General features: G+C 45.4%; 17 protein-coding genes and 2 rRNA genes. 9 read left to right on the top strand and 10 right to left on the bottom strand.

Features of this window, described 5'->3' with window-relative positions:
- The first annotated feature begins 50 nt into the window (after positions 1–50).
- The gene (nhaC, locus tag NBH16_RS02105; RefSeq protein WP_057319279.1) at positions 51–1,517 is read left to right on the top strand and encodes a Na+/H+ antiporter NhaC; all 1,467 of its coding nucleotides are present in this window, start codon (positions 51–53) and stop codon (positions 1,515–1,517) included.
- Positions 1,486–2,658 (top strand): dicarboxylate/amino acid:cation symporter, encoded by a 1,173-nt coding sequence (locus tag NBH16_RS02100; protein ID WP_005866537.1) that lies wholly within the window; start codon positions 1,486–1,488, stop codon positions 2,656–2,658. The genes nhaC and NBH16_RS02100 overlap by 32 nt, the downstream gene beginning before the upstream one ends.
- On the opposite strand, the gene NBH16_RS02095 is transcribed toward NBH16_RS02100, so the two are convergent.
- Positions 2,659–3,204 carry a 3'-5' exonuclease gene (locus tag NBH16_RS02095; protein WP_036611673.1) on the bottom strand — a complete coding sequence of 182 codons (546 nt, stop codon included), beginning with the start codon at positions 3,202–3,204 and terminating at the stop codon, positions 2,659–2,661.
- A gap of 84 nt (positions 3,205–3,288) precedes the next feature.
- Positions 3,289–6,522, bottom strand: a complete 3,234-nt coding sequence (locus NBH16_RS02090) for a S41 family peptidase (protein WP_211738533.1) — start codon at positions 6,520–6,522, stop codon at positions 3,289–3,291.
- A 459-nt stretch (positions 6,523–6,981) separates the two neighbouring features.
- On the opposite strand from NBH16_RS02090, the gene NBH16_RS02085 reads away from it, so the two are divergent.
- Complete coding sequence (locus NBH16_RS02085; protein ID WP_172718840.1) at positions 6,982–7,266, top strand: LysO family transporter; 285 nt, start codon at positions 6,982–6,984, stop codon at positions 7,264–7,266.
- Positions 7,256–7,879: a LysO family transporter gene (locus NBH16_RS02080; protein WP_005860926.1), complete on the top strand. Its 624-nt coding sequence runs from the start codon at positions 7,256–7,258 to the stop codon at positions 7,877–7,879. Before NBH16_RS02085 ends, NBH16_RS02080 begins: the two co-directional genes overlap by 11 nt.
- Positions 7,880–8,114: 235 nt before the next feature.
- Here NBH16_RS02080 and NBH16_RS02075 read toward each other — a convergent pair whose 3' ends face one another.
- The gene (locus NBH16_RS02075; RefSeq protein ID WP_122368897.1) at positions 8,115–11,567 is read right to left on the bottom strand and encodes a DUF6383 domain-containing protein; all 3,453 of its coding nucleotides are present in this window, start codon (positions 11,565–11,567) and stop codon (positions 8,115–8,117) included.
- A gap of 734 nt (positions 11,568–12,301) precedes the next feature.
- Here NBH16_RS02075 and NBH16_RS02070 point away from each other — a divergent pair.
- Complete coding sequence (locus NBH16_RS02070; protein ID WP_121960974.1) at positions 12,302–13,189, top strand: Rpn family recombination-promoting nuclease/putative transposase; 888 nt, start codon at positions 12,302–12,304, stop codon at positions 13,187–13,189.
- A gap of 89 nt (positions 13,190–13,278) precedes the next feature.
- Here NBH16_RS02070 and NBH16_RS02065 read toward each other — a convergent pair whose 3' ends face one another.
- Complete coding sequence (locus NBH16_RS02065; protein ID WP_250788028.1) at positions 13,279–15,345, bottom strand: histidine kinase; 2,067 nt, start codon at positions 15,343–15,345, stop codon at positions 13,279–13,281.
- Positions 15,346–15,438: 93 nt separating this feature from the next.
- On the opposite strand from NBH16_RS02065, the gene NBH16_RS02060 reads away from it, so the two are divergent.
- The gene (locus NBH16_RS02060) at positions 15,439–18,669 is read left to right on the top strand and encodes a S41 family peptidase (RefSeq protein WP_057326063.1); all 3,231 of its coding nucleotides are present in this window, start codon (positions 15,439–15,441) and stop codon (positions 18,667–18,669) included.
- A gap of 239 nt (positions 18,670–18,908) precedes the next feature.
- On the opposite strand, the gene NBH16_RS02055 is transcribed toward NBH16_RS02060, so the two are convergent.
- From NBH16_RS02055 to NBH16_RS02040, 4 genes are read right to left on the bottom strand one after another with little or no spacing between them, the layout of a single operon-like run.
- Positions 18,909–19,535, bottom strand: a complete 627-nt coding sequence (locus NBH16_RS02055) for a LysO family transporter (RefSeq protein WP_005866516.1) — start codon at positions 19,533–19,535, stop codon at positions 18,909–18,911.
- Entirely contained in the window at positions 19,532–19,810 is a 279-nt protein-coding gene (locus tag NBH16_RS02050; RefSeq protein WP_008773990.1) for a LysO family transporter, read from the bottom strand. Before NBH16_RS02050 ends, NBH16_RS02055 begins: the two co-directional genes overlap by 4 nt.
- 54 nt (positions 19,811–19,864) lie before the next feature.
- A complete protein-coding gene (locus tag NBH16_RS02045; RefSeq protein WP_005866513.1) occupies positions 19,865–20,527 on the bottom strand; it encodes a PG0215 family putative anti-sigma factor in 663 nt (220 codons plus the stop codon).
- An 18-nt stretch (positions 20,528–20,545) separates the two neighbouring features.
- Positions 20,546–20,803, bottom strand: a complete 258-nt coding sequence (locus NBH16_RS02040; RefSeq protein ID WP_044546140.1) for an RNA polymerase sigma factor — start codon at positions 20,801–20,803, stop codon at positions 20,546–20,548.
- Positions 20,804–20,942: 139 nt separating this feature from the next.
- Here NBH16_RS02040 and NBH16_RS02035 point away from each other — a divergent pair, with 139 nt between their 5' ends.
- The 3 genes from NBH16_RS02035 to NBH16_RS02025 all read left to right on the top strand — a co-directional run bounded on the left by NBH16_RS02035 (position 20,943) and on the right by NBH16_RS02025 (position 24,308).
- Complete coding sequence (locus tag NBH16_RS02035; RefSeq protein ID WP_250788026.1) at positions 20,943–23,201, top strand: GH92 family glycosyl hydrolase; 2,259 nt, start codon at positions 20,943–20,945, stop codon at positions 23,199–23,201.
- Positions 23,202–23,295: 94 nt separating this feature from the next.
- Positions 23,296–23,616, top strand: coding sequence for a YbjQ family protein (locus tag NBH16_RS02030; RefSeq protein ID WP_005860908.1), 321 nt, complete (start codon positions 23,296–23,298; stop codon positions 23,614–23,616).
- An 8-nt stretch (positions 23,617–23,624) separates the two neighbouring features.
- Positions 23,625–24,308: a DinB family protein gene (locus NBH16_RS02025; RefSeq protein ID WP_008780603.1), complete on the top strand. Its 684-nt coding sequence runs from the start codon at positions 23,625–23,627 to the stop codon at positions 24,306–24,308.
- A 65-nt stretch (positions 24,309–24,373) separates the two neighbouring features.
- Here NBH16_RS02025 and rrf read toward each other — a convergent pair.
- Both rrf and NBH16_RS02015 read right to left on the bottom strand, forming a co-directional pair.
- Positions 24,374–24,484: ribosomal RNA gene (rrf, locus tag NBH16_RS02020) — 5S ribosomal RNA — on the bottom strand.
- A gap of 82 nt (positions 24,485–24,566) precedes the next feature.
- Positions 24,567–24,903 (bottom strand): 23S ribosomal RNA (locus tag NBH16_RS02015); the annotation flags it as partial.

The following is a 24,903-nucleotide window of genomic DNA, read 5'->3' as shown; positions in this document are numbered from 1 at the left end:
GGTATTTTTAGTATTTTCGCACCATCATTATTTAAGCGACTGAATGAACAATGGAAAATCATCTTAAGAAGATGCCCTCCCCTCTACTTTCACTAGTGCCTATCCTCGTGCTGGTAGCTCTTTTGTTTGTAACCATACGCACTTTTGGCAGCGACGCGTTGAGCGGCGGAAGCCAAGTCGTATTACTTACCACCACGGCGGTCGCCTCCCTTTTGGCCATGATCTTCTGCAAAGTCAAATGGCGTGATATAGAAGAGGCGATATGTAAAAACATATTGGGAGTGGCCACAGCTATAATTATCCTATTGTTGATTGGCGCTTTATCCGGTAGCTGGATGATCAGCGGTATCGTCCCGACCTTGATTTATTACGGGATGCAAATCATCCATCCGAGTTTCTTTCTGGCCTCTTGTTGCATGATCTGCGCTGTCGTATCCGTTATGACCGGTAGCTCGTGGACTACCATCGCCACGATCGGTATCGCCTTGATGGGTATCGGTGAGGCACAGGGCTTCGCTACGGGGTGGGTAGCCGGGGCGATCATCTCGGGCGCTTATTTCGGGGATAAGATCTCACCGCTTTCGGACACGACGGTATTAGCCTCTTCCGTAACGCATACCCCTTTGTTCTCCCATATCCGGTATATGATGCTTACGACAATACCGTCTATGGTGATCACGTTGATTATCTTTACCATAGCGGGTTTTACGCATACCTCGAACGCATCCGGGCAAATAGCCGAGTTCGCCGCCTCGTTGAACGAAAGTTTTAATATCTCGCTCTGGCTACTGATCGTACCGGTGGTAACGGGTATATTAATCGCCAAAAAAGTACCGTCTTTGATCACCTTGTTTATCTCGACGGCGATGGCCGGGGTGTTCGCGATCTTTTTCCAGCCTCATTTATTGCAAGAGGTAGCGGGAGCGTCGGTAGCGGATGCCTCCTCCCTGTTTAAGGGATTATTCATGACATTCTACGGGAGTACCCAGATCAATACGGGCAACGAGGCCTTGAACAGCTTGGTCGCTACCCGGGGTATGGCGGGCATGATGAATACGATTTGGCTGATCATCTGCGCCATGTGCTTCGGCGGCTCCATGACGGCCAGCGGTATGCTGGAAAGCCTTACGTCTGTATTCCTTCGCTTTATGAAACGGAGGGTCGGCATGGTGGCGTCTACCGTATGTTCCGGCTTATTCTTGAATATCGTTACGGCCGACCAATACATATCCATTATCCTTACCGGAAATATGTTCAAGGATATCTACAAGAAAAAAGGATATGAGAGTCGCCTGTTAAGCCGTACGACGGAAGATTCCGTAACCGTAACGTCCGTGCTGGTACCGTGGAACACCTGTGGCATGACGCAAGCCACGATATTAGGCGTAGCGACTCTGACGTATCTTCCTTATTGCTTCTTTAACCTGATCAGTCCGTTGATGAGTATTACGATGGCCGCCATTGGCTTCAAAATAAAGCAACACCATGAAGAAGATCAGAGTATCATTGTTAACTAAAGTCGTTATCGCTATCGCCGCCGGCGTATTGTTCGGCCAGTTTTTACCGGGAGGAATCGCACGTATCTTTGTAACCTTCAATTCATTGTTCGGCAACTTCCTATCGTTCTCCATCCCTCTAATCATATTGGGGCTGGTGACTCCCGCTATCGGAGATCTGGGTAAAGGAGCCGGAAAGCTATTGTTGATAACCGCCTTGATCGCCTACGGTTCAACAGTCTTCTCGGGTTTCTTCACGTTCCTGAGCGGATCGGCTATATTCCCGCACATACTACCGACCAACACGGAATTGACGGCGATGGAGAATCCGGAAGATTTCATGCTGACACCTTACTTCGTGGTAAATATGCCGCCTTTAATGGATGTCATGACAGCCTTGCTGCTATCCTTTACGATTGGCCTAGGGCTTTCTAATATAGCGGGAACCACCCTGCGTGACTCTTTCACGGATTTCAAGGAAATTATCATTAAGCTGATCGAGGTGGTTATCATCCCGTTATTACCGCTCCATATTTTCGGTATCTTCCTGAACATGACCGTGAGTGGACAAGTCATGAGTATTATCACGATGTTCCTCAAGGTTATCATAGTCATCTTTGTCTTACATGTATTATTGTTATTGATCCAATTCACGATAGCCGGAGCCATAGCCGGGAAAAATCCGCTCCGCCTCTTGAAGAATATGTTACCGGCCTACGCTACGGCTCTGGGGACCCAATCCTCCGCCGCCACGATTCCCGTGACACTGGCGCAGGCTGTCAAGAATGGCGTACGGGAGAATATAGCGATCTTTACCGTTCCGCTTTGCGCCACGATCCATCTGGCAGGTAGCACCATGAAAATCGTAGCTTGCGCTATGGCTATCATGATCATGGCGGGAGAACCGGTTACCTTCTCCAATTTCAGCGGATTTATCATGATGCTGGGAATTACGATGGTAGCGGCTCCGGGGGTTCCGGGAGGGGCTATTATGGCCGCTTTGGGTATCTTGCAAAGTATGCTGGGATTCAATGAGACACTGCAAGCGTTGATGATCGCCCTTTATATTGCCATGGATAGTTTTGGCACCGCTTGCAACGTGACGGGAGATGGCGCTATCGCTGTCGTGGTGGATAAAATAGCCGGGAAAAACACCCCATAGTTACCTAGAGTAGCAGGAAGCCATAAGCGCCTCCAAGGTATCGACCTCTTTTTCCCGCATCATCGTAAGGGCGATATGGGCACAGGCGTAAGCGTCAGCCATGGCGTTATGATGTCGGGTAAGGTCGTAACCGCAGTGGGCGGCTACTGTCTGCAACTGATGATTTACCAGAAATGGGTACATCTTCCGGGATAGACGGCAAGTGCAATAGAAGGGATATTTCGGATAGGCTAAGTCATACACCTCGTGGGCGGCTTTCAGGCATCCCTCATCAAACGGACTGTTATGGGCAACAAGGGGGAGATCCTTTAGTTTCGGGGCGATGCTTTCCCAAGCCTCCTCGAAACATAACGCATCATTCGTATCCTCAGCGCTCAACCCATGTATAGCCGTAGTCCAACGGGTATAGAAATTAGGGGTAGGACGTACCAAGGTATAAATGCTATCTACTACCCAGTCATCCTCCAATATGGCGATACCTATACTGCAAATACTGCTCCGCTTTCCATTAGCGGTCTCAAAGTCAATGGCTGCGAATCGTTCCATAGATAGATTACTAGTTTTTGATCCGTTTACTATTTATTTATTTGTAGAGACGGGGCGTGCCCCGTCTCTACAAATAACCTCTCATTATTTATGGCTCCAGTCCCTTGGCGCAGGGACAGGGGCTAGCGGTTTGCGTTCTTTTAATTGTTTCATGACTTCCTCGATAGCACGGTCTAATTGTTGATCCTCACCGTTCCATTCCTTGATGGGGTCATTATCGATCAAGATATCCGGATCCACACCGTGGTTCTCGATAATCCAGTTACCCGTCTTCGGATCATAGCTCGTGAAGAAAGGCACACGGATATCCGTACCGTCCATATAAGGAAGCGGACCACTAATACCGATGATACCGCCCCAAGTACGGGTTCCAATCAATTTACCTAAGCCAAGCGCACGGAAGCCCCACGGGAATAAATCGCCATCGGAAGCGGAATACTTATTGATCAAGCAAACTTTCGGGCCAACCTGTACGGCATCCGGCACGGTCCCGATCAAAGAAGAACCCCGGCGCATCGTCAAACGATACGGCTCACGAGACAGACGTTCCAGAATCATCGGGGAGACATTTCCACCGCCATTCGCACGATCATCGATAATCAAACCTTCTTTATCCAATTGCGGATAGAAATAGCGGGAGAACTCATTCAAGCCTTCCGGCCCCATATCCGGGATATAGATATAACCGACCTTACCGTTCGTCGCCTTATCTACCTTCTTGATATTATCTTGGATCCAATTATAGTGATACAAAGAATATTCTTCCGCCAACGGACTGACCACGATCTTACGAGCCCCCGCCAACTGAGGCTTGCTATTCAAAGACAACTCGGTCGGAACGTTCGCCTTCCCGATCAACAACTTATACATATCGTTCACGCTATTCGTAGGTACTCCGTCTATAGCGACGATATACTCTCCGGCCTTCGCCTCAACACCCGGCTCTGTCAATGGAGAACGTAATTCCTTACTCCAAGAAGCCCCCGACAGGATCTTTTCCAAGCGGAAGAAACCACTCTTATCCCGAGAAACCTCAGCACCTAGCAGACCCATCGATACCCGTTTAGGACTTTCCACCTCACCGGGGTTCACATAAGCATGCCCTACTCCCAGCTCGCCGATCATCTCGCCAATAATATAATTCAAGTCCAAACGTGTTTTCACGTAAGGAAGAAGGGCGGCGTATTTCTCCTTGATCGCCTTCCAATCCTTGCCATGCATATTCTCCAGATAGAAACCATCCCGGAAAGCACGCCAAGCCTCATCGAAGATTTGCGCCCATTCCTTCGTATAGTCTACCGTGATCTTCATATTCGCCAGATTAACCGGCTTACTTAAATCCGCTTTACCCTTCGGTATATCGGTTACGAATAGTTGATCGTCCTTAAAGAAAACAGCTTTCTTGCCAGCCGGATCAACCATCATAGCGGCATCGCTAACGGTTTCCTCTTTCTGTTTCTTCAAGTCAAACATCTTCATGCCGCCTTTCGTGAAATAATACACGTTCGTTCCATCGGAATAAAGATCGTAGTAATTCGATCCCGGCAAGGGGAGCTTAACGATTCGATCCGTGATACCCTCTATATCAATCTTTACGACCGGAGTAGAAGCCTCATTCTTTGTCTCGTCCTTTTTAGAGGCATCCGCTTTCGCCGGGGTAGATTCAATGGCTACCTCCGCATCCGTTTCCATAAACGGGGAAGCGGTATCCTTAGACAATAACGCCAGATATACGCCACCCATATTATTATACACATGATTCCATTCCGTTTGGCTATACGTAGGATTGAAATCACGGGCGGAAGTGAATACCAGATATTTGCCATCCGTACTGAATACCGGAGAATAAGACTCGTACCATTTATCGGTCACGGGATATTCTTTCTTACCCGCGATATCGTAGACATAGACGATTGAGAAATTATTATCGGACACACGGGAATAAGTCAACCAATTATTATCCGGAGAGAAACTTACGTTGCGGGCTTCACCTAACAGACTTTGTGAGATAGTTGTTAGCTGTTTGTTAGATACGTCCAAAAGATTGATACGATTTTTACGATCCGTATAGACAATCTTCTTGGAATCCGGACTCCACTGGAAAGTACGGATATACGTATCGTTATTCTTGGTCAACTGGGTAGGCTCGCCCCCCTCGGAATCTTGGAGATACAGCTCGGTCTCGCCGGTAGCGTCGGAGATATAGGCTATATGTTTTCCGTCCGGCGACCATTGAGCGTCACGTTCGTGCGCTCCCGGAGTACGGGTGATATTTTTCGTAACCCCTTTATCTACCGGGATATTGAAGACCTCGCCACGAGCCGTCACCACCATACGCTCACCTTTTGGGGAGAGGCTGGCACTCGTGATATATTTGGATCCATCCTTGATCTCGCTACGTGCGTAGACATTATCGGAGGCAAGGGTAACGTTCACTTTCTCCGGTTTCTTCGACGCCGCATCCATCTTATAGATATAGCCTCCATTCTCGAAAACGATCGTATTGCCGAAGCTGCTAGGGAATTTCACATCGTACTCGGTGAAGTTCGTCACCTTACTTGTTTGTTTTGTCTTCGTATTGTAAACGAACAAGTTCATCGTGTAATCCCGATCCGAAAGGAAATAGATCTCATCACCAATCCACATCGGAAAGATATCTTGCGCCTCATTGTTCGTGATATTCTCTACACTTTTCTTCTCCGGATTATACACCCAGATATCATCGGCCATACCGCCCTTATAGTATTTCCATGTACGGAACTCACGCATTACCCGGTTGTAAGCCAATTGTTTTCCGTCGGGCGAATAGCTACAAAAGCCGCCCTCGGGCAAGGGAACCACCTCGGAAAGGCCACCTTCTTTATTTACCGTATATAACTTACCGGAGAACCCATCGCTGATGCGGTTGCGGTAAACAATACCATTACCGTCCGGTGTCCAAGTCATCACGATATTGTTCGGGCCCATGCGATCGCCCAGATCATCACGGCTATTCGTAGCCGTGTAAGTGATACGCAATGGCTCACCGCCGGAAGAGGGCATCGTGTACACTTCCGTATTACCGTCGTACTGTCCCGTAAAAGCGATCGTCTTACCATCCGGGGAGAAACGGGGAAACATCTCATACCCCACATACGATGTCAATCGCTGTGCCTCACCACCTGTAGCCGGGACCTTATATAAATCGCCAGCGTACGAGAATACAATCTCTGAACCATTTGTAGCCGGAAAGCGCATTAATCTCGCCTCATCCGCCGCCATCAACAACGTAGGGATAGCGACAGCCGCCAATGCTGTTAAAATCATTCTTTTCCTCATAACCAATCTTTTCTTTTAATCATATCTGTTCTATCCGTTTTTAGTTGGCCCAATAGCGGGTAGGACCTCAAATGTACATAAAAAGATCCAAAATCCAAGTCAAGTCCCTTATATATCCGATCCTAGAAAAAGTTTTAGAATCTCTAATTTATTACTACCTTTGCGCCGGAAATCAAACAATGATACAAATAAGATGAACAAGAAGCTTCTGAACAACTCAAAAAGATGGTATACCCGGGCTTTCTCGGGTAACACGATCGTGCATGTTCATTGGTTCAGCGGTTTTGTCTAAATCCATCCATACTCTTCTTGAGAGGACTTCTTTTTATAGTTCTCTTCTTACACCTACATCTAGGTCTTAATTGCACTCAAGTTTAACTTCTGCGGAAAAGAGGAAGTATTCGTATGCTTCGTTTCCGGAGAAAAGATGTCTTGCGCATCTCAAAATACAATATGCTTATGTTTATCATTCTAGGTCTATTAGGTCTGGGGATAAGCGTCGGTTATTTATGCCGACACGTCCCCGCTTTCAAGGGATTGGAACATTCCATCTCTTATACGATTTTCGCGATGTTGTTCATATTTGGTATTACCATAGGAGCCAACCAATCTTTGCTGAATAATATTGGTGAGTTTGGAATACAAGCAGCCATACTTGCTATTTGCGGAGTATTGGGAAGTCTGGTAGCATCTTTTATCGCTTATAAATTATTTATCAAGAAAGGAGGTCTCAATGAAAAATAACCTAATCGTTATCTTATGTTTCACAGCGGGAATCTTTTGCGGAACCTTCGCCAACACGACTATCTCCACGTATTGCGAAAAACTACCGCAATTCTTGCTATACGCCCTCGTTATCCAAGTAGGATTGAATCTGGGAGCAAACGCCGAATTAGGAAAGATGGTAAAGGATATCCGGTTTTCCAGTTTGTTACTGCCGTTCTTTACGATCATCGGCACGTTAGTATTCTCTGCGGCGGCAAGTTTGTTATTGACCTCGTGGAATATATATGATTGTATGGCTGTAGGAAGCGGATTCGCCTATTATTCCTTATCCTCCTTGCTTATCGTACAACTGAAAGAGGCGTCGGCAGGGATAGAGATCGCTTCGCAACTTGGGGCTATCGCGTTATTGGCTAATATCATCCGGGAAATGTTAGCTTTATTCGGGGCACCGCTGTATGCCTCTTTCTTTGGTAAATTCGCTCCGGTATCCGTGGCGGGGATTAATTCCATGGATGTCTGCCTTCCGGTTATCAGCCGGTATTCCGGAAAGAATATCGTACCTGTGGCTATTATTCACGGGATTATCCTCGAGATCAGCGTGCCGTTGCTTATCTCGCTCTTTTGCAAGTAGAAGCAGGATTTATCCTCGATACCCGCGCTATAGACACAAAAGAGGATGCGTACATTATATCGACGCATCCTCTTGTTCCTTTATCCGTACTTCCTCCTCACGGAGGTACTTACGGACCTCTTAATTTATTACTTTAGTATTAATATTAATCCAACTCCCGCCTGTTCATCCGTCACGGATTACTTGGATCGATACCCGCACGGGAATTGTATGATTATCTTATTTTGTTAAATTCTTATTTAACGATAGCCTTAACAGCTTCCTCACCATCAACAGCCACAGCTACGATACCGGCAGGCACGGAGATTGTAGCGTTATCGGAAGTAAGAACGGTCTCAGCGATTACCTTACCCAAGATATTCGTGATAACTACAGACTTACCAGCTGCGCCTTGAACGGTTACGGTACCGTTACCGGCTACTACAGAGATACCTTCTACAGCATCGATTGTTTCGTTATCTGTTGCGATATCATCACCTTGCTCCACATTAAAGATCAAAGCATCGTCACCACCTGTATTCATCTCATCGAAATTAGAAGAACGATCATCAGACAGAACTAAACAACCATTCTGCATTCTCAACCAAGCCGCATATGTAGGAGCGATGTCACCCATAGCAGAATTATTGTAACCAGAAACATGTTTACTCTTCATAGACTCGAACAAGAATGCTCTATCAGCTTCTACCTCATTAGCGGCAACTTCCTTGTTTACGAAACGCATAGACCAAGTCACATACTTATGGTTATCACCAGATAAGATATATTTGTGTGAAACAAATTCATCTTCAGATACTCCAGCCTTCTTAGCCGCAGTCCAAGCATCCTCCTCAGCCTTGTTCAAATCAGCGAAGTTGATCTTCTCGTTCGGTAAGTTCTTGAACTCATCTCTCAAGATATACAAAGTATCAGCTACACGGATAGCTTCCACGAAACCTGCACGATCATATTTCTTCCACATGTAGTCAGCATCTTGCTCTCCATTTGATAATGTTGACCAACCATATTTATTAGCGAAATCATGGAAATTGATCAAATATTTACCTCTTTCAAAGCCCGGAACAGCCGGTTTTGCGTGAACGCAATGCCATTTATCTGTCGGTTTACCTTCTGCGGTAAAGTGATGGTCATCTTCCGTACAAGGTACGCCTTCAACTCCTTCGAAATCATTACGATCAATAGAGATCAAATATTGAGGCTTGATATTACCAGAACCACGGTTTACCCATGCGGTATCAACGATGAATGACAAACCATCCTCAGTCTTATCCGGAGTATAAATACCTAAGAAGTCAATACCTTCTTTCATGAAGTTCTTATTATTCTCAACCTGCAAGTATTCTTTACGGTATTTCTCGATAAAACGTAAAGTATCGGCCTTGTCACCTTCATTACCTTCAAGTTCAAGAGAACTGAAACGACGGTAAAGCGGAGTGTTGTCCGGTTCGATAGCGAAAGCAGAAGTACGAGTCTCGCCTAATACTTGATTCTTCAATGTAGCGGCACCGTCATAATCGGATACTCCAGCTTTCTGATAACCTAATACATATTTTGTAGCATTAGGATAATTATCATATGCAGCATTAACAATCGCATAATAGTGCTTTCCACTGATATGGTTGTTTTCTTTGAAGAATGCATAATAAGTCGTATAAGATTGCTGATGACCAGTAGCACTAGAACCTACATTAAACTTATCTTCCTTATTAACTTTCCATTCATTAAGTTCACCTTTACCATCTTTATAAGAAACCTCATAAGCAGTTCTCACTAGAGTCTTCAAGCCTTTAATACGATTCTTAGCCACATCATCGCTAACCTTATAACCGTAAGGGATATCTACAGTCGCAAATATCTTTGAGTTATTATACCAACGCTCAGTCAATGTATCAATTACGAAAGCATCTTTTCCATCCAACACAGTCAACGTAGAGTCTGTAGATTTAGCGATGTATTTATCCGTAGCATAAGGATGCCAATAGTTAAACGTATATTTGTTAACCAACAAAGAATCTTTCTCCAACTTTCTGTAACCTAAATACGGATCAGAAATAGAAGCTGCCGGAACTTTCTCGAAGAACAAAGAATCTATACCGACAGAGCCATACTCCGCTGTAAGTTTATCTCCATATACAAACATATAAGAACCACCCTCTGCCTTTCTTAACTGAACAGTAGAATAAACAGCAGTCTTATATGACTCCATCTGGCCATCACCATCAAAATCCGCATTTATAACTTTATCTGCGAATTCACGGTTAGAGATAGTAACCGGAGACACAGCCTTCACTTTATCATTACTTGTATTTTTCTTCAATACAACCCATTGATAAGCTGGCATATGAGCAACACTCTGCTCATCCTCATTCACGGTTGTCCAACGGATAGTACCATTCTCATAGATAGGAGAAGCTAAATACTGTCCTTGTTTATTCTTGATGAAATAAACACCATCATCAACGGAAGTCTTGGAAGAACCCTTTTCCTCACATCCGCTAAGACCCAAAGAAATATGAGTGTTCTGGTCCTCCGGATCAACTGTCAAAATACAAGTTTCATCTTTAATCAAGTCTTGCAAAGAGACACGCCAGAACTCATGCTCGTTAACTGGAGTAGCCGTAACGTGCGTATTCCAATACTTGCCATCATTATTCCAAGTAACTTTTTTTACATAGATGTACAAGCTATCGCCACTCGGAGAATAGATGAATTTGAACTGATGTTGAGCACGTAATTCAGAGCTAATAGAACTGTAAGCATCAGCTTTATCCTTTGCTTTCTCTGTCCAACCGTAAGCTAAGAACTTTGTACCTGTCTCATTCGTATAAGCCGTATCAACTTTCAAATAAGCGTCTTTATCCTTTTGCTTGATGAAAAGCCATTTGTTATTATCTTTATCCTCTGCGATAAACTTCTGCTCATTGAACGGATTCTTTAAGCTAGTACCTTTCACGTCCGGAGTGAAAGTCAATTGTACTCCAGCCTTGTTATCTTGAAGAAGACCCAACTTCGTATTTACTTGATCTTCGCTCAATGCGATTTGTGCTGCGCCAACCAAAGCAAAGTTAGTCACATCAGCGGCGTTTGAAGTGGCATCTATTTGATTAGCACCCCACTTGGCAACCTTAACAGCGCCGGTAGCAGGATCCGCTTTCAAACCAACAATTGAGTCCGTTGAGAAATAAGAATACAAAGGTCTCTTTTCTTCCAAATCTTTGTATGAGCGAGAGAATGCCCAACCTGCGATCTCACCACCTAAAACAGGTTTCCAAGCACCATTCATACCATTCTCAGTCTTCTCATGGCCAGCCATTGTCAAATCCAACATAGTTCCAGACAATTTATTCTGGAAGTCATAAATAGGAGCTTGACCTTGGTTATAATTAGAGACAGAAACACACCACAATGTAGCCTCTAAGTTATTCTTAGCTTCGCTTGCACTATAAACACGTAGTTCATAATCACCTGTTCCACGATTTAGCTCCATCGCAAGATAAGCAGGAGTAGTGCCATCCATGACCTTCAACTGATAAAGACCAGAATTAGCTCCCTCCTTCAAACCGCCTAAACGCCATTCTTGACCCAATACAGTTTCCGGGTCTACTCGACTTGGTGTAGTCTGTGCATTAACAGACATAACACTTAACAGCGCCATACCTGCCAAAAGAGTAGAAAACTTCTTGTTCATAAATTCAAAATTTAATATTAATAATAGTGTTAATTAAAGTCCATCCCGTCGTTTAGTACCCTTGTTTTACTCGAAAACGACTAGTCTAAACGATCGTTTAGATCTTGCGTTTTTTAGGCGCTTGAGCGGGAGGTTCGTTGAAGGAATCGCTTGTTTGGTAAATGATAACCTATCCTATTGATAAGAAAGAGGATAAGTGGAAAAAAAATAGCCCGGAAGGGTTGCAAGTATCGAAGAAACGCGTACCTTTGCAAATGACTAAAAGAATCGATCGTTTAGACTAGCCGTTTCTATCTATTATATAATGTACGCATGTACATTAATATATGGTATCCATCCATAACCGCATAATAAATACAAAACACAAACATTCACATGCAATCATAGCGAATACACAAACGTATAATCCAAGGCTTGTCAAGCCATAAGCTTACGAAGTAGTAGAATCTCAATGGGGATAGGCATATCAGTTATGCCATGCGAAATAGGAAGAACTTCAGGTCAGTTGCAAATCTTACTTCTAAATATAAAAACAAGGTATCTTAAATTGATCAAAATGGGAGCCGATTACTATCCATAGTATTTTGCACTACTATTAATACTAATCGTACTTTCTATAAATAGTAAAGCTGACTACCATGAATCTGCTTTTTAAGAAATATACAATAAACAGGATGCGCGATACGAAAATAAACCTTACCTTTGGAGCAGTAATCACCTAAAACCATTTAACTATGGCACAATACGTAGACATCATGACTGATGCTGGATTTAAGGCTGTCTTCCAAGACAAGCAAGTTACCATCAAGTTCCTTAACGCCGCCCTAGCCGGCGAACGGCAGATCAAGGACATCACCTACCTCGACAAGGAGATCAAGCCAGAGATTGTCGAGAACCGTACCATCATATTCGACCTGCTCTGCGAGGACGTGTCCGGGGCCAAGTTCATCCTAGAGATGCAGAATTGTCCCCAGTACTATTTCTTTAACAGAGGTTTTTATTATCTTTGTCGCATGGTGGCCCGGCAAGGACAAATCGGCAAGCAATGGCAATATCGGTTGCTACCCATCTACGGAGTTTATTTCTTGAATTTCAAGTTGCCGGAGTTCACAGACTTCCGTACAGATGTTGTCCTCGCTAACGAGAGGACGGGAAAGGTGTTCAATGAGATCAAGATGAAGCAGATCTACATATCGTTCCCGTTATTCAGTTTAAGCAAGGAGGAGTGCAAGAGCTCCTTCGAACGTTGGATTTATACATTGAAGAATATGAACCTATTTGAACAATCTCCCTTCAAGGAGGAACAGGAGACCTTCCTTCGCTTACTGGACGTGGCGAACGTCAACTCACTCAGCGAAAAAGAACGTGCGATCTACGAGGAAAACCTAAAGAATTATCGGGATTGGTATGCGACCATCGATTACGCACAAACGGAAGGGATTGAAAAAGGAATGCAGGAAGGAATGCAAAAAGGGATGCAGAAAGGGATCGAGAAAGGGATCGAGAAAGGCCGTCAAGAGGAAAAACTCCAGATAGCCCAAAAGATGAAGGAGCAAGGACTTGACTCCGAACTTATCGCCCAATGCTCCGGACTTTCTGTTGAAGACATTGAGCGACTATAACCCGAATCAACCGATTCAATTCGATCCGGGCCGCTTCCATCCACTATCCGGAGGAAACGGCCCGGATTACTTTCGTACATTCACGATACCTAGAAAGCGTAATTAAAATCCAACGGAATAAAGAAACTGACGATTGTTCCGCTCCCCATCCCCTTCTCCTTGCTTTGGACCGAATATGTGATCTTCTCTTTATTTCTCCTATTCAACAATAGGATCGTACGGTAAAGGACTTTCGTTCCCATCCCCGTACCGTTATGTCCCGCATTCGTAAACAGACGATACCCGGGTCCATTATCCTCTATACGGATATGGATGCCTTTCCCGTCGCGCTCCACGAAAACAGATAATCGCTTCTCGCCCTCGATCGCACACAAGCCATGTTTCACGGCATTCTCTACGGGTATCTGGATCAGCATGGCCGGGAGATAGATTGCGTCCGTGTCAAGGGAGGGATCGAGATTCCATTCCAGACGGAAGTCCGGCCCTAATCCTTGCGCCTGCAAATTCAAGTAAGTCCGGACAAAGCGTAATTCTTCCTCCAACGTGATACTAAGCTTTTCCGTGATCTCCAAACTACTACGTAACAACTCCACCAATCCGGAAAGTTGCGTACGGCGGGAACTTCCTTCTTCCTCCGAGCTAATCTCCCGGTTCAATATATTGAATATAAAATGAGGGGATACACGGTTGCGAATACTCTCCATCTTTAACTTCGTCACCTGATCGATATGGCTTAACCATTGGGCATGCCGTTTACGTTTCATAAAGTAATAAGCCATGCCGCTGACGATCGACAAGATCGCAAAAAGCAAGATCCAAACCCAACGGCTCATTTCCAAGTATTCCATCCGGCCGGCCTGTTGTTTAATAATAGCCTCCCGCTTGAGTAAAGTCGTATCTTGGCTATAACGCATATCGATCTCGGTGACACGCATCTGGGTCCGTTCGCTACGAATATTGTTCTCAATGACGCTATTCTTCGTTTGGTACTCATAGGCACGCCTAAAATCGCCCGTGGTAGCGAAGTAATTCTGCAAGTTCTTATTACGGATCGCTACCATCTTGGGATCTATGCCTACCGTATCCGTGTAACTCCTCAACAATTGATAAGCCAGCCCGGAGTTCCCCTCTTTTAAGGCTAGCGAAGCCTTCAAGGTCGTCAAATGGTACAAGGCCGTCTTATTATTATAGGTATGGAAGTACCTAAACCCTTTTTCCAGATAAAAACGAGCGGAATCCAACTGATCCAGACATAGATAGATCTCCCCTAAATTGATCTCGCATACGTTAGTATAGAAATCCATATGAGTAGTACGTACCACCTCACGGGCTTTCAAGAACCAAGGAAGCGCCTTCGCATACTCTTCCTTGTAATAATAGTAATTTCCCCGGCTATTGCAAAAGGTGAATTTCTCGCTCAAGTTACGAGAATCCAGTTCTTTCTCCGCCAAACGGTAAAAGTGATCGGATAAGTCAAAGTCCCTCAATTCCATATACGTCTCGCCCAAACCAAAATAAATAGGAAAGGACATCCGATCCATAATACCCAATGAATCACTCACGAAAAGAGCTTGGCGAAAGTAGCGGACTCGCTGATCGTAAGCTCCTTTCCGGGTATATATATCCGCTATATTGATATAAATATCCGGGATTTTATGCTCCATCTCACTCTGCCGGATCTCTTGATACGCCTCGGAATAGCAAAGGAGGGCCGAATCCGTTTTATCCAAAAATGAATAATAATTGCCAACCGTATTTTTCAGCGTCCCTAAGAGTCCATGTATCTTGGGAGACATCGGTACACGGTCGCAATAATCTATAATTGACCGATGTAAAACAAACCCGGAATCATATACACTATTTGCAAAATAAATCTGGCTTTTAGCCGCAAGTAATTTATAATATTTATCGCTATCTTTAGTTAGACTTAAAGCTTCATCCAATGCGGAATGAGCATATCGAGGATTCCGGTAAATCGAATCCATAGCCATATGTTCCAAAGAGTCAATCCGCAGGTTATCAGAAAAAGCAAATGTTTTTTCCGGTAGCTTTCCACAAGAAAACAGAAACACAAAATGAAATAGCAATAATAAAATGGACATAAAAGTAATACACACCCTATATTTAGTCATCATCTTGGCGGTTTTAAAGTTCATATGCAAAAATATTTAAAAATTTAATCTACGCAATTATTTCTCCTAATAAATATCGAAAATCGATTACATTTGTAAATCTAAAATAGAGTACACATGAAAAACTTGATGATTCCTGCGCTGGCGTTATTTTTATCGGCGGCGGCGCAAGCAGACGACAGTCCGTTATGGATGCGTTACTGCGCGATCTCCCCGGACGGGCAGACGATCGCATTTTCTTACCAAGGGGATATCTACACGGTCCCTTCTTCCGGAGGAAAAGCCCGGCAGTTGACAACACATCCGGCGCATGATACCCGTCCGGTCTGGTCGCCCGACGGACAGAGAATAGCCTTCGCCTCCAACCGTAGCGGCAACTTCGATGTATTTCTCATGAACAAGGAGGGAGGGGAACCCAAGCGGCTCACCACCCACTCCACAAACGAATATCCCACGACTTTTAAGGATAACGGACACATCTTGTATCTGGCCAACGTATTGCAAGATGCCAAGGATATCCAATTCCCCGGCACCCGCTTTATGCAAGTCTATGAGATAAGCACGGACGGAGGAAGGCCGGATTTATATTCTTCGTTATACATGGAAAATATAGCCCTCAGCAAAGATGGCAGTAAATTATTATACAATGACTACAAAGGTTACGAGGACCCTTGGCGCAAGCATCATCAATCTTCTATCACCCGTGATATCTGGTTATGTACGCTTGGAAAAGATCGCTCTTTCCAGAAAGTAACCACTTTTGGCGGTGAGGATCGTAATCCTGTATGGGCCGCGGATGGGGCGTCTTTCTATTACCTAAGCGAGGAGAAAGGAAGCTTTAACATCTTCAAGAAGGATTTGGCAGGCAACAACGAGAAACAAATCACGACGCATACCACCCACCCCGTGCGTTTCCTTACCTCCGATAATTCCGGGACTCTATGCTATAGTTACGACGGCGAGATCTATACCGTTAAGGAAGGTCAGAAACCTGCCAAGGTGAATATCCAGATCGTCGCGGATAAGATCGAGAACGACGTGATCCATCGTCTTCTGACCGATGGAACTACGGATATCGCCGTCTCCCCGAATGGAAAAGAGGTAGCGTTTATCACTCGTGGCGATGTTTACGTAACTTCTATTGAATACGAGACGACTCGTCAAATCACGAACACGCCGCAACAAGAGCGCAATATAGATTTCAGTCCCGACGGACGTTCATTGGTATATTCCGCCGAACGGGAAGGAACATGGGGGATCTACGAAAGTAAACTTACACGTGACGAAGATAAGCAATTCACGTACGCCCCGGAATTGAAAGAGGAGCCTCTTGTCGTATCCGGACAAACCTCGTTCCAACCCTTATACTCTCCGGATGGTAACGAGGTGGCTTTCCTTGAGAACCGAACCACCTTACGTGTTATCAACCGAAAGACCAAGCAGGTCCGCACCGTATTGGACGGGAAATACCTCTATTCGTATAGCGATGGAGACCAGCATTTCCAATGGTCGCCAGACAGCAAGTGGTTCTTGGTTGATTACATCTCCATCGGAGGATGGAACAATACGGATATCGCCCTCGTGAAAGCGGACGGTAGCGGCGAGGTAACGAACCTGACGGAAAGCGGTTATTCGGATGGCGACGCAAAATGGGTATTAGACGGTAAGGCCATGATCTGGTCCTCCGACCGTGCCGGTTTCCGCAGCCACGGTAGCTGGGGTGCCGAGCGGGATGTGTACATCATGTTCTTCGACGGTGAGGCTTACGATAAATTCCGCCTCAGTAAAGAAGAACTGGCCTTGGTAGAAGCGGATGAAAACAAAGATAAGGACGAGGATAAGACATCCGATAAAGATTCCGATAAGAAAAAAGAGGATAAGGATAAGCCTGTAGCCCCCTTGAAGTTTGATTTGGAGAACCGCAAGGACCGGATTATTCGCCTGACCGCTAATTCATCCTCATTGGGAGACGCCGTACTCGCCCCGAAAGGAGATAAACTATATTATTGCGCCGCTTTCGAGAAAGGCTTTGATTTATGGGAACACGACTTGAAGGAAAAGTCCACTAAATTACTGCTCAAGAATGTCGGTCGAGGCACTCTATTCGCCGATAAGAAAGTAGAGAACCTTTATCTTACCGCCGGCGGTAAACTGAAAAAGATAGAGTTGAAGGATAGCAAGGAAAAACCGATCGCTTTCAAGGCCGAGTTCGCTTATCGCCCGGCAGAGGAGCGTGCTTATATCTTCCATCACGCTTGGCGTCAAGTCTTGGATAAGTTCTATGATCCGACACTCCGGGGCATGGATTGGAAAGGGTATGAGACCGCTTACGCCCGTTTCCTTCCGCATATCAACAACAATTTTGATTTCCAAGAGATGCTTTCCGAGCTATTGGGCGAGTTGAACGGCTCCCATACGGGCGCTCGTTACAATCCGGGACTAACCGGGCCGGAAACCGCCAGCTTAGGCGCTTTCTTCGATAACGCATACACGGGCGACGGATTGAAGATCGAGGAAATCATCGCCAAAGGGCCGCTGACATTGGCCGACAGCCAGATAAAGAAAGGCTGTATCATCGAGAAAATAGACGGAACACCGATAAAGAAAGACGCCGATTATTATCCACTGCTAAGCGGTAAAGTCGGTAAGAAAGTAATGCTTTCTGTCTATGATCCTACCAGCAAACAGCGTTTCGAGGAACAGGTAAAAGCGATCAGTAACGGAGAGCAATCGAACCTCCTTTATAAAAGATGGATCGAGAATTGCCAAGAAACCGTAGATAAATTATCGAACGGGCAAATCGGGTATGTACATGTAAGAGGTATGAACAGCGAGAGTTTCCGCGAGGTCTATTCCGCCTTATTAGGCCGTTGCCGGAATAAGAAAGCTGTGATCGTGGATACCCGCCATAACGGAGGTGGCTGGTTGCATGATGATCTGGCTACCTTATTGAGCGGCAAGGAGTATCAGCGCTTCGAGCCTCGCGGACAATACATCGGTAGCGATCCTTACAATAAGTGGACCAAACCGTCCTGTGTCTTGATGTGCGAGGATAATTATTCGAACGCTCATGGTTTCCCTTGGGTTTATAAGACCTTAGGTATCGGCAAGCTGATCGGCGCCCCGGTTCCGGGAACCATGACAGCCGTATGGTGGGAAACGCAAATCGATCCGACCTTGGTATTCGGTATCCCGCAAGTAGGCGTGAAAGATATGCAAGGCAATTATCTGGAAAACCAACAATTGCAACCGGATGTCGAGGTGTACAATACTCCCGAGGCGCAGCTCTCCGGCGAGGACACGCAATTAAAAAGAGCGGTAGAAGTGATGCTGCAAACTGTAAAATAGCTTTTCTAGGCCTCGGAAATGACTTTTCAACCTTGTAAAATGCTTTCCGAGGCCTCAGAAACGACTTTTCAACCTTGTAAAATGCCTTCCGAGGCCTCAGAAACGACTTTTCAACCTTGTAAAATGCCTTCCGAGGCCTCGGAAACGACTTTTCAACCTTGCAAAATGCTTTCCGAGACCTCGGAAATGACTTTTCAACCTTGCAAGGTGGTTTCCGAGATCTCGGAAGCCTCTTTCACTCACATCGAACAGAAGAAAGAAACGAAAAACGGAACTGTGAAGTCCACCAAGATTCCGTGAAAGATAGAGACAAAGACCAAATCCTTTCCACAATAACGGGTGATAATCGGCAATGTCGTATCCATCGTAGTAGCTCCTCCCGCGCAGATCGGAGATAGCCTTCCGAAATATCTAACGAACAACGGAGCGCCCAGCAAGGCGAATATCTCACGGATAATATTAGCGATCAAGGCGATCGTCCCTAACTCCGCCGCCAATTGCGCCCCCAGCGTCGGTTCTTTTAGCTCTGTTATCAAGATGGAGGATAATGAATAATAGGCGAAACCGCTTCCGACCGCCAAACAATCGAACACGCTCCATTTGGTAAGAGCAAGGCTGATCAGGGCGGAGAAGCTCAACGTCCCGATAATAGTAGCCAGAGGCACCAATAAGAGTTTCGGCCGTATACTCGATAAAATATCTTTCAGTTTCTTATCGCTTCCTATGCTAATCCCTACTTGAAACATCAAGAGGTAAAGTACATAAACCGTTATATCATTCTCGATAATGACCCCGGGCAGATAACCGCTCCATCCCAGCAAGCACCCCAAGGCAAAGAAGCCCACGACGATCAAACTCCCTTTCATCCCCGGCTCCTTTCCTTAAAAAAGAAATGATAAACTCCCCACGCCGCCAAGACGCTCCCCAACGTACCGGCCGAAGCGATCAACAAGGCTTGCCCACCCAATGTCGTAAGATTATTCACGATAGACTCATTAGCCCCTACCGAAATTCCCAGCAGGAACAAAAGAAGAAGAATTGTATAAGAAATAGGCTTACCGATCTTTTGCAGCCATTCTACTTTACGAAAGAAATACCCGACGGCAATGCCGCAGAACATGATTCCGATTACTGTAAACATCCCTTTGTAGTTTTTGCCGCGAAGTTAACAGAAACTCACAGTACCACAAAGCGGCTACTTCTTCGTTTTCTTGAATTTCACGGGAATCTGCATACCTCCGGCGTCGGCCATTCCCTCTAACTCATTTCCTTTCTGGGTCATAGTTAAGTCTACAGGCGTTCCATCCACATAAAAAGAGCTGGTATAGGTATCTCCTTTCGCCTTGATATCATTTATCTCCAAGGTACTACCTTGTATATTCACTTTAGCGGTCAACTTGCCGTTCTCTTGCTTTATCTGAAAACTTCCATCTTGATATCCATACGGAGCGTCGGGGGCAGAGAAGGACCAATCGCCTACGAGCTTACTGAGATCTGCGGCTTTATCCTGTGCCGAGATCGTGATACAAAACAAAAGGCATAAAAGGGTGGTAAAGGCTTTCTTCATATTCGTTCCCATAATCTTATGTATTAAATGAGTAATAGATTTAAATAACGTTCCAAATGTAGTGATTAATTTTCGATCTTCCGAGATATGTTCTAATATACGAGCATCAAATTCTTTCCCCAAAGGGGGTAATGCCTCGGCCTCATGAGATACGAACCAAGCCTTATAAGGTAATAAGTCGGGAGGTACCACCGCTGAGGAGAAAAACTGGCGTAATTCCCGCTCTTCCTCCACGGATGTGGCGCATTCCCAATATTTATCCAGCAACTTATTTATTCGTTGATAGTCCATACACGATCCATAAACAGATTACCTTACCGCATACCGCTCCATCCTTTCCTTATTTCCGGAATACGTTTCCCTCAATGCCAGATTACGCGCTACCATCATGCAATAGGAAGGTAAGTTCTCAATGACAATCCAGCTATCCCGGTCTTCCCAAACCTTAAGCAGGGCTTCCTGAACGATCTGCTCAGACTTCTCCACGTCTCCGGTAATCCGGAAAACAACCCGGAAAAGGTTATTCTTCAGCGGCAATATCTTTGTCGTAAATTCGTTTGTTCCCATACTTTTTTATCTATAAGACGAGCCAAGCCCGAAAAAGGTTGCAGATTTTAAAAGGAAATTTCCAATATTCCCCCAAAGCCATTATCTTTGTGACAGATGATTGATAATTCGCTTATTACAAACTAAATCAATAATAACAGTGAAAAGAACGATCTTATTTTTTCAGGCCGCTCTTGCCTGCCTGCTGGTAGGATGCAAGCAAGCGCCGGAGTCGCCGCGACTACAAGATGAGGTGAGGTATGTAGACCCATTCATCGGAACCGGGTTCCATGGACACACATTCCCCGGAGCTACCCGTCCGTACGCGATGGTACAACTAAGCCCGGATACCCATATCTTGGGATGGGACGCAAGTAGTGGTTACCATTATGATGATGACCATATCTACGGGTTCAGCCACACGCATCTTTCTGGTACGGGTATCGGCGATCTGGGTGACGTAGCTTTATTACCTTTCTCCGGTGGAGATTCCATCAAACCAGTAGCTACCTTCAAGAAAGACACTGAGAAAGCGACACCGGGGTATTATGCCGTACGCTTGGATAACTTTGGCATCAACGTGGAATTGACTTCTACGGATCGTGTAGGTTTCCACAAATATACATACGACAATCCCAAAGAACGTCGTGTCCTGCTTGACTTAGGGCATATCCTTCAACCGAACTGGGGACATAAGCTGATCGGTAACCAATATTTACTTGTAAACGACTCCACGGTGGAAGGAACCGTGAAGACACAAGGTTGGGCGCATTTCCATTCTATGTCCTATCGGATTACTTTCTCGGAACCGATCGAGACGGTATACCAATACATCGGGGGGAAATTACGTAAAGACTCCTTGTTCTTACGCCTAAATACGGCAGAAGATTTGAAGTTCCATTACAAATTCGCTGAAAAGGCACAACCGCTTTATGTAAAAGTAGCCTTATCCGTAGTCGATCCGGAAGGCGCCGAGAAGAATCTCGAGGCAGAATTGCCCGGATGGGATTTCGATAAGACCCGTGAGGAATCAACGCATATTTGGAACGAGGCGTTAAACTTGATCCAGATCGAGGCAGATCCGAAAGTCATGGTCAATTTCTATACGGCGCTCTACCATACCATGATCGCCCCCTTCGCTTATCAAGACGTGGACGGGCGTTATTTGGGTATGGACAAGAAAGTGCATACCGCCGAACCGGGTTACGTAAATTATTCCGTATTCTCCTTGTGGGATACGTTCCGTGCGCTTCATCCGTTAATGACAATCATTAATCCGGACTTAGCGACTGATTGGGGTAAGGTACTCGTGCAAGGTTATAAAGAAGGTGGAATATTACCCAAATGGCCTTTAGCCTCTAGTTATACAGGTTGTATGGTAGGATATCCGGCCGTCTCGGTCCTCGCCGACCTTGTAGCGAAAGATTTAGCGGAAGGTGATATGAGCACGTGGGCGGAAGCCGGCGCACGTTCTTCCGTTTACCGTGAGGATCTTGCCGAGAAGTTCAAAGGAACCCGTGAGTTGGATCTGATCACGATGCACCCTTACTATAAGGAGAAATATGGTTTCGTCCCCGCCGACTCTGTTCCCGAATCCGTATCGTGGGGATTGGAGATGGCATACGAGGATTGGTGTATCTCCCAAATCGCCAAGAAGGCAGGTAATATAGAGTTGGCGAATGAGTATGCCAAGAAAGCCGAATACTACAAACGCTATTTAGATCCCGAGACGAAAATGATGCGTCCGGTAATGGGCGACGGTTCTTTCCGTACTCCATTCAACCCTCGCTATTCTTCGCATATGAAAAGCGACTATACCGAAGGGAATGCCTTCCAATGGAGTTTCTTCGCACCACATGATATGGATAACTTCATCGCCGCTATCGGTGGCAAGAAAGAGCTGGAAACACGTTTAGACACCCTGTTCACCACCTCTTCCCAGATTGACGGGGCGGAAGCCTCCGGAGATATTACCGGATTGATCGGCCAATACGCTCATGGAAACGAGCCGAGCCACCATATGGCCTATCTTTATAACTGGACAGATTCTCCATGGAAAGGGCAAGGGTATTTAGATTATATCATGCAGAATTTCTACACGAATGAACCGGATGGTATCATCGGTAATGAGGATTGCGGACAGATGTCTGCTTGGTATGTCATGAGCGCCCTAGGTTTCTATCAGGTAAGTCCGGGTATTCCGGTTTACACATTGGGCCGTCCGATGGTAAATAAGGCTTCTATGCACGTAAAAGGCGGTATTTTCGAGATCGTGGCGACCAACAATAATCCCGCCAATAAATACGTTAAAGAAGTCAAGCTAAACGGTAAAGTCCTAGAGACTCCTTTCATCAGCCACTCCGATATCATAAATGGAGGTAAGCTTGAGTTTATCATGACCGATCAACCGGTAAAATAAATTCATATAAAGAAACATAAAAACAAAGGGCGAATCAGTACACTGGTTCGCCCTTTATCTTATATTTGCCCTCAAACGATTAAATTGAAAAGCTATGTTACTCACAACAACTAACACGATCGAAGGAAAAGAAATTACCCAGTACTTCGGAATCGTATCCGGTGAAACGATCATCGGAGCGAATGTATTCAAAGATTTCTTCGCAGGCATCCGGGATATTGTCGGAGGACGTGCAGGTTCTTACGAGAGTGTCTTACGCGAAGCGAAAGAAACGGCCTTGAAAGAAATGAGCGATCATGCGGCACGAATGGGCGCAAACGCTGTAATCGCCGTAGATCTAGATTATGAGACCGTAGGAGGAAGCGGAAGCATGCTGATGGTTACCGCCGCCGGGACAGCCGTACGCTACCAATAATCCCCAAAATGAAATACTTTGGAGCCGGATTAAGCGAATCACATAAAGAACTAAACCGCATTATCCGTAAACCGGAATTAATAGAGCAAACCAAGGAGCTCTTTCTTGAGATTCATGGAAAATTACACCTCTCTGTGGTGTCTGGTAATGAGAGAAACGAGGTCGATGAGCTAGTCGGAGATTTAAGAGAGGATGAATATGCCATTATACCTACAGCGAAAGATGAAACCATCGCTTGGGTATTATGGCACATCAGCAGAATTGAGGATCTGACCATGAATATATTAGTTAACGGGGAAAAGCAGATCTTCAATGAAGACTGGCAAACCCGAATGAATTCCCCTATCAGAGACACAGGAAATGCCTTATCTGATAACCAGATTATTCAGCTAAGCAAAAGTCTACGTATTCAAGAACTCTTAGAATACAGGAATGAAGTAGGACGAAAAAGCAGAGAAATCATCCGAACCTTATCTCCCGATGATATACGTCGCAAAATCCCAACTCAAAGGATAAGCCGGATATTAGAAGAAGGTGGTATCACAAATCATGAAGATTCGATTTGGTTGCTTGATTTCTGGGCTAAAAAAGATATAGCTGGTATTTTATTAATGCCTCCTACCAGACATGTCATGTTACATCTAAATGACTGTTGTAAATGGAAGCTAGCAATAAGAGGCAGACATCATTGAAAATTAAACGGCTGGTGTATATACCAAAAAAAGGAGCCAATCTTTCGACTGACTCCTTTCACCTAAGACGGCGGCTACCTACTCTTCCACTGTTACGCAGTACCATCGGCGTGACGAGGCTTAACTTCTCTGTTCGGAATGGGAAGAGGTGGATCCCTCGTGCTATAGCCACCTTAATTTCATTATCAAGATTTTGACCGGACATCAATCCGAAGAGACCAGCTTCGCCTTATCGTCTTAAAATATATCAACCTTCACGTGAGGAAAGTCCCGGGCTATTAGTACCACTCGGCTCGGACGTCGCCGCCCTTACACCTGTGGCCTATCAAGGTCATCGTCTATAACCACCCTTGAGGGAGATCTAATCTTGAGGCCGGCTTCGTACTTAGATGCTTTCAGCACTTATCCGATCCGTACTTAGATACCCGGCGGTGCCCCTGGCGGGACAACCGGTAAACCAGTGGTACGTCCGACACGGTCCTCTCGTACTAGTGTCAGAGCCCCTCAAATCTCCTGCGCCCACGATAGATAGAGACCGAACTGTCTCACGACGTTCTGAACCCAGCTCGCGTGCCACTTTAATGGGCGAACAGCC

Source organism: Parabacteroides sp. Y3-G-102 (assembly GCF_023656845.1).
Classification (GTDB): Bacteria; Bacteroidota; Bacteroidia; order Bacteroidales; family Tannerellaceae; genus Parabacteroides; species Parabacteroides distasonis.
Note: the sequence above shows the minus strand (reverse complement) of the source record. Positions and strands in the feature narration are given on the sequence as shown.

What these genes read in the sequence shown, in the direction of transcription:
- NBH16_RS02065 (WP_250788028.1), bottom strand. Translation starts at nt 15,345, where the DNA reads ATGAACTTTAAAACCGCCAAGATGATGACTAAATATAGGGTGTGTATT.
- NBH16_RS02045 (WP_005866513.1), bottom strand. Translation starts at nt 20,527, where the DNA reads ATGGACTATCAACGAATAAATAAGTTGCTGGATAAATATTGGGAATGC.
- NBH16_RS02085 (WP_172718840.1), top strand. Translation starts at nt 6,982, where the DNA reads ATGTTTATCATTCTAGGTCTATTAGGTCTGGGGATAAGCGTCGGTTAT.
- NBH16_RS02025 (WP_008780603.1), top strand. Translation starts at nt 23,625, where the DNA reads ATGAAATACTTTGGAGCCGGATTAAGCGAATCACATAAAGAACTAAAC.
- NBH16_RS02050 (WP_008773990.1), bottom strand. Translation starts at nt 19,810, where the DNA reads ATGTTTACAGTAATCGGAATCATGTTCTGCGGCATTGCCGTCGGGTAT.
- NBH16_RS02055 (WP_005866516.1), bottom strand. Translation starts at nt 19,535, where the DNA reads ATGAAAGGGAGTTTGATCGTCGTGGGCTTCTTTGCCTTGGGGTGCTTG.
- NBH16_RS02100 (WP_005866537.1), top strand. Translation starts at nt 1,486, where the DNA reads ATGAAGAAGATCAGAGTATCATTGTTAACTAAAGTCGTTATCGCTATC.
- NBH16_RS02090 (WP_211738533.1), bottom strand. Translation starts at nt 6,522, where the DNA reads ATGAGGAAAAGAATGATTTTAACAGCATTGGCGGCTGTCGCTATCCCT.
- NBH16_RS02070 (WP_121960974.1), top strand. Translation starts at nt 12,302, where the DNA reads ATGGCACAATACGTAGACATCATGACTGATGCTGGATTTAAGGCTGTC.
- NBH16_RS02080 (WP_005860926.1), top strand. Translation starts at nt 7,256, where the DNA reads ATGAAAAATAACCTAATCGTTATCTTATGTTTCACAGCGGGAATCTTT.
- nhaC (WP_057319279.1), top strand. Translation starts at nt 51, where the DNA reads ATGGAAAATCATCTTAAGAAGATGCCCTCCCCTCTACTTTCACTAGTG.
- NBH16_RS02095 (WP_036611673.1), bottom strand. Translation starts at nt 3,204, where the DNA reads ATGGAACGATTCGCAGCCATTGACTTTGAGACCGCTAATGGAAAGCGG.
- NBH16_RS02040 (WP_044546140.1), bottom strand. Translation starts at nt 20,803, where the DNA reads ATGGGAACAAACGAATTTACGACAAAGATATTGCCGCTGAAGAATAAC.
- NBH16_RS02075 (WP_122368897.1), bottom strand. Translation starts at nt 11,567, where the DNA reads ATGAACAAGAAGTTTTCTACTCTTTTGGCAGGTATGGCGCTGTTAAGT.
- NBH16_RS02030 (WP_005860908.1), top strand. Translation starts at nt 23,296, where the DNA reads ATGTTACTCACAACAACTAACACGATCGAAGGAAAAGAAATTACCCAG.
- NBH16_RS02060 (WP_057326063.1), top strand. Translation starts at nt 15,439, where the DNA reads ATGAAAAACTTGATGATTCCTGCGCTGGCGTTATTTTTATCGGCGGCG.